This is a genomic window from Caulobacter sp. S45 (assembly GCF_903642205.1).
Classification (GTDB): Bacteria; Pseudomonadota; Alphaproteobacteria; order Caulobacterales; family Caulobacteraceae; genus CAHJWH01.
This window is the reverse complement of record NZ_CAHJWH010000206.1, coordinates 1-4,202: the sequence shown is the minus strand read 5'-3', so window position 1 is coordinate 4,202 and position 4,202 is coordinate 1. Positions and strand designations below refer to the sequence as shown.

Sequence of the window (4,202 nt, the reverse complement as noted above, 5' to 3'; positions counted from 1 at the left end):
CCGGCGTGACGGGGAGATAGGACTGTCGATCCTGAAACGACAGGGGCGACTGCGACAAAATCGCTCTCACATGTCCGTGAGCCAGCTTGGCCATGAGGGTTGTTCTCCTCCCCTGCGCAGCGGGGGGAGGTGGCGCGGCATGACTACGCGCCGTGACGGAGGGGGCGTCGCCCGTCCGGTTCCAGGCACGCCGGTGGTGACGCCCCTCCACCATGCTGCGCGTGGTCGCCCCTCCCCCCGCTTCGCAGGGGAGGACGCGTCAGCCTTACGCGGGCGCCGGCGGCGCCAAGGCGGGACGCGCGGCGGGCTTGGGCGCTGGCCCGCCCTCCGGCGCGCCATCGCCGGATAAGAGGATGGCGATCCAGCGGGAGCCGTTGAACTGGGCGAGAATGGTGATCACCGTCACCGTCAGCGGCGTGGACAGGAACATCCCCGGCAGGCCCCAGAGCGCGCCCCAGAGCGCCAGGCTCAGCAGCACCATGACCGGGTCGATGTTCAGGCTGTCGCGCTGCATGCGCGGCTGGATCACGTTGCCGACCACGAAGCCTATGGCCTGCAGGCCCAGGAACAGGATGATGGCGCGGGTGGCGTCAGGGAACTGCACGAGCGCGAACAGCGGCGGCAGGGTGCTGCCGATCGCGCCCCCGATCACCGGCACGAAGCTCAGCACCAGGATCAGGAAGGCCCAGAAAAGGGCGTTGGAAAGGCCCACCGCATACATGACCCCCGCCGACAACCCGGCGATGAGCAGGCCCGTGACCGTCTGGATCCACAGGTAGCGCTGGATGGAGTCGCGGATGCGATAGAAGACGTCGGCCGCGCCGTCCCGGTCGCTGCGCGACGGGAAGAGGGCGTTGGCCTTCTTCTGGAAGCCCTGGCGGGAGGCGATCAGGAAGCCGAGATAGACCAGCACGTAGATCGCCCCCGAGGCGAAGCTCTGCATGGCGCGCGCCACGTCGCCCATGTAGCGCACCGGGTTCAGCTGGTTGACCAGCTGGGCCACGGTGGGCGGCACCTTGACCCCGAAGATCGCGGCGACGCGGGCGATAATCTGGTTAAGGCGCGCGGTCTCGTTGAGCAGTTCCTGGGCGAAGCCGGCGGCGTTGGCGGCCACCGCATAGACCACAAGGCCAGCGACGACGATCGACCCGAACAGGGCGATGGGCAGGGCCAGGGCGTCGGGGACGAAGGGCGCCTTCTGGGCGAGCAGCCTCGCCAGCCCGTCGACCATGGCCAGCAGGAACACCGCCAGCGCCAGCGGCGTGAGGATCTGGCGCATCCAGAACAGGGCGTAGGCCCCCAGGATCGCGGCGATGACGACCAGGGCGTTGCGCGCCACCCCCGAGTTCGTGCCTGGCATCACCGGTCTCCCACAGCGCGAGGGCCGCTGCGCGGCCGCGCCGCCTGTGCGTCGCGCCTGCCAGCTGTACCTTAGCTGAACGCGCGAGACGCGGCGCTGGTCCGTGGCGGCGCCGCCACGCCCGCGTTATGTAGGCGTATGACCGACGCGCCTCCGCCGACCGACGCCGCCGATCAGGGCCCGGACTGGGCCGACGCGGCCGAGGCGCGCGTGCTGGACGCGGCCACGGGGCTGATCGGACCCGGCGTGCGGTGGGACGCAACGCTGTTCGCACGGTCTGCGGCCACGGCGGGTCTGTCGACCGCCGACGCGGGCCTGCTCATGCCCCAAGGCGCGCGCGACCTCGCCGCCCTGCTCTGGCGGCGCCACGACACCCAGGCGCTCGCGGCGCTCGGACGGATGGATCCGTCAGCCCTGAAGGTGCGCGCGCGCATCCGCACCGCCGTGCTCGCCCGCCTCGACGCCGCCATGGCCGACGAGGCCGCGGTCCGCGCGGCCAGCCTCTATCTAGGCCGGCCGCAGCAGGCGTCGCTCACCCTGCAGCTGGGCTGGGCGACCGCGGACGCGCTCTGGCGCTGGGCCGGCGACACCTCTACCGACGAGAACCACTACAGCAAGCGCGCCCTGCTCTGCGCCATCCTGGCCTCCACCATGGCGGTGCGCCTGGCCCGCGGCGAGGAGGCGGGGGCCCGCCACCTGGACGCCCGCATCGAGAACGTGATGCAGTTCGAAAAGTTGAAGGCGAAGCTGCCGCCGCTGCAGGAAGGCCTCACCGTGCTGGCCGCGAACCTCGGAAGGTTGAGGTACCGCACCTAAACCCCTCGCCCCCCGGGCGGAGGGAGCATGCCCGTGAACTCCACGGCCACCGGCCCGCTCATCAGCACGTGCCCAGGTGCGCCGCCCTCGTCCTCGCGCCAGTCGATGCGCAGCTCTCCGCCGTCCAGCACCACGGTGGCCTTCCGGTCCGCCAGCCCCCGCCGGTGCGCCGCCACCATCGCGGCGCAGGCCCCGGTGCCGCAAGCCTTGGTCTCCCCGACGCCCCGTTCCCAGACCCGGTAGCGGATGCGGTCGGGCGCCTGAACCTCCGCGAAGCCGACGTTCACGCCTTCGGGGAACAGGAAGTGGTGCTCGATCATCGGCCCGACCTCGCGCACCGGCGCCTTGGCGGCGTCGGCGACGAAGAAGACCACGTGCGGGTTGCCCATGCTGACGCAGCCCGGCGTGTGCAGGTGCGGTGCGTCGACGGGGCCGACCTGCAGCTCGATACCGCGGGTGTCCATGTCCTCCTCGAGAGGAATGTCGCGCCAGCCGAGCCCGGGCGCGCCCATGTCCACCGTCACCGCCCTCGGCCCCGCAGCCCAGGCGCGCAGCCGCCCCGCGCGGGTGGCGATGGTCGCCTGGTCGCCGCCCGAGGCCTGCATCAGCAGCCAGCCGACGCAGCGCGCGGCGTTGCCGCACGCCGACACCTCGCCCCCGTCGGCGTTCCAGATGCGCATGAAGGCGTCGCCCTCGGAGGTCGCGGTCAGCGCGATCAGTTGGTCGCAGCCGATCCCGCCCTCGCCCCGACCGGCGATGGTGCGCACCTCCTCAGGCGTAGGCTCGAAGGGGCTCGACCGGGCCTCGACCACGACGAAGTCGTTGCCGAGCCCGTTCATCTTCACGAAGGGTCGAGACATGGCCGGACTATAGGATGAACCGCGCCGGAATCCTCCTTCCTCCTCGACGGAGAACCGCTTGCTGTCGCGGTCCTCCTACCTATGCTGGGGGCCCATGCGCCCGCTCCTCCTCGCCCTCGTGCTCACGGCCCTCGCCCTGCCCGCCTCCGCCCAGACGCCCCCCGCCGCGACGAGCCCCACGGCCCAGGCCGCCGACCCCTACCTCTGGCTGGAGGACGTCAGCGCCAAGCGCTCGCTCGACTGGGTCGACGCCCAGAACGCCCGCTCGCTGAAGGTGCTGGAGGGCGATCCCCGCTACGCCCCCCTGCACGCCCAGGCCCTGGAGCTGGCGGAGGCCAAGGACCGCATCCCCCGCCCGGACTTCATCGGCGGCGAGGTGTTCAACTTCTGGCAGGACGCCGATCACGTCCGCGGCGTCTGGCGGGCCACCAGCGTCGCCGACTACGCCGCCCCCGCGCCCGACTGGCGCACCGTGCTGGACCTCGACGCCCTGTCCAAGGCGCAAGGGGCTAACTGGGTCTGGAAGGGCGCCACCTGCCAGCGCCCCGCTGAGACCCGCTGCCTGGTCTCGCTGTCCGACGGCGGCGAGGACGCGGTGACCGTGCGCGAGTTCGACCTCTCCACCGGCCGCTTCGTGGACGGGGGCTTCGACCTTTCCCACAGCAAGCAGGACGTGGACTGGATCGACCGCGACACGATCATCCTCGCCCGCGATTGGGGGCCTGGCACGATGACCGCATCGGGCTACCCCTTCGTGGTCAAGGTGCTGCACCGCGGCGAGGCGCTGCGCCAGGCCTCCACGGTCATCCGCGGCGAGCCCACCGACCAGGTCGGCACAAGCCCGCACACCTTCGTGGACGGCGACGGCCACCGCGCCATCGTCATCACCCGCGGGATCACCTTCTTCGAATTCGAGCACTACCTGGTCACCGACCGCGGCGGCGGCGCCCGTCTTGCCCTGCCGCCCAAGTCCAGCGTCGAGGACCTTGTCGCCGGCCGGCTGATCGTCAGCCTGCGCCAGGCCTGGACGCCCACGCCGGGGGGAACGACCTTCCCCACCGGCTCGGTGGTCTCGCTCGACCTCGCTACGGCCAGCGCCGATCCCGAGCACCTCTCGCCGACGCTCGTCTGGTCGCCCGGGCCGCGGGAGGCGCTGGGCGGGGTGG

3 protein-coding genes and 1 pseudogene are annotated in these 4,202 nt (G+C 71.8%); 2 read left to right on the top strand and 2 right to left on the bottom strand.

Features of this window, described 5'->3' with window-relative positions; genetic code table 11:
• Window positions 1–265: 265 nt before the first annotated feature.
• Window positions 266–1,360, bottom strand: a complete 1,095-nt coding sequence (locus tag HUV06_RS14850; protein ID WP_174302025.1) for an AI-2E family transporter — start codon at window positions 1,358–1,360, stop codon at window positions 266–268.
• A 138-nt stretch (window positions 1,361–1,498) separates the two neighbouring features.
• Between HUV06_RS14850 and HUV06_RS14845 the strand changes: the two genes are divergently transcribed.
• The gene (locus tag HUV06_RS14845) at window positions 1,499–2,176 is read left to right on the top strand and encodes a COQ9 family protein (RefSeq protein WP_174302024.1); all 678 of its coding nucleotides are present in this window, start codon (window positions 1,499–1,501) and stop codon (window positions 2,174–2,176) included.
• On the opposite strand, the gene dapF is transcribed toward HUV06_RS14845, so the two are convergent.
• Entirely contained in the window at window positions 2,173–3,036 is an 864-nt protein-coding gene (gene dapF, locus HUV06_RS14840) for a diaminopimelate epimerase (protein ID WP_174302023.1), read from the bottom strand. The genes HUV06_RS14845 and dapF overlap by 4 nt on opposite strands.
• A gap of 94 nt (window positions 3,037–3,130) precedes the next feature.
• Here dapF and HUV06_RS14835 point away from each other — a divergent pair.
• Window positions 3,131–4,202, top strand: a pseudogene (locus HUV06_RS14835) (S9 family peptidase); the annotation flags it as partial.